Annotated in this window: 1 protein-coding gene; it reads right to left on the bottom strand. The window is 43.5% G+C overall.

The features are described 5' to 3' along the window. Positions 1–1,246 (bottom strand): site-specific DNA-methyltransferase (locus BN338_RS09535; protein ID WP_039761647.1); only part of this gene is annotated, 1,246 nt, incomplete at both ends.

Genomic DNA, 1,246 nt, shown 5'->3' with positions numbered 1-1,246 from the left:
AAAGGCATCTACTTTGGCGTTAAAGGCTTTGCAGCAGATTAACAGCGTGCGGTTGGGGCCAACTTCTTCACTGATCGCGCGTAGTTGCTCATGTGTGAGGGCGCGGGTGGTTACATAAATGAAATCTGTTTCCGTGGAGTATCCCTGCATCCAATAGTGGCTTTCATCTGGCGCGTAGGTAAAGCCCATATGTTTGCACATGGCTTGCGTGAGCATGGCGGCATTATATTCCTTGCTGATGACCCAATTGCCCCATTGGTCTTTTTCGAGCATAGAGGGCGCCAAGCGATAATAGCGGAACCCGCCACCGCCTTGCCAATTCACCGCCTTTGAAATACCGCCTTGATCTGTTCCATCGATAACTTTTTGCAGACGTGGACGGCAATGCGTGTCGCAATGCTCACCAAGCTCGATACCAATCCAGCGTCGGCCCATTTTATGAGCCACAGCAGCTGTTGTGCCGGATCCAAGGAAAGAATCTAGCACAAAATCGCCAGGGTTGGTAGCAAGAATTAAGATACGCTCAATTAAGCGCTCTGGTTTGGGTGTAGAAAAAGGATCTTGTTCATTGAATTGCTTGACCTCCTTTTTGGCTTCATGATTGTGTCCTACCTCATCGTAAGTCCAAATCGTTAGAGCTGTAACACCTGATTTAACTTCAGAAAGATAATTTTTCACTGACGGGATGGAATTTCCATCTTTGCCGAACCAAATTTTATTTTCTGATTCATATTTTTCTAATGTGTCTTTACTAAAACGTGCAAAAGTTCCCGCTGGAGGCGTCCAACGTACTCCGTTTTTGAAAGTGTATTCAAAGTCAGTCTTATTCCCGCTTTTTGCATGCAGGGTTATTAACTTCCAAGGCCCTTTCGGATCATTGTCTGGGTTTTTGTATCTTGCTGTAGCTTTTTCAGAACGTGTTAATAAATTGGGACGCCATACATCTTTATTTTTAGCGTAAACTAAAATAAAATCGTGGTTGTCTGATAACCATTTTGCGTCATTTTGAGGTGAATATTTCTTTTGCCATATTACATCATTAACAAAATTTCTACGTCCAAAAATTTCATCACACATTACTTTAGCGTAATGAACTTCGCAATCGTCCAAATTGATCCAGATAGAACCATCTTCTGCTAATAACGTACGCAAAAGCTCTAGGCGATCGCGCATGAGTGAGAGCCAAGTTGAATGTTCTAGGCCGTCATCATAATGCTCAAAAGCGTTGCCGGTATTATAAGGCGGA

This window comes from Bartonella queenslandensis AUST/NH15, assembly GCF_000312585.1.
GTDB classification, from domain to species: domain Bacteria; phylum Pseudomonadota; class Alphaproteobacteria; order Rhizobiales; family Rhizobiaceae; genus Bartonella; species Bartonella queenslandensis_A.
Note: the sequence above shows the minus strand (reverse complement) of the source record. Positions and strands in the feature narration are given on the sequence as shown.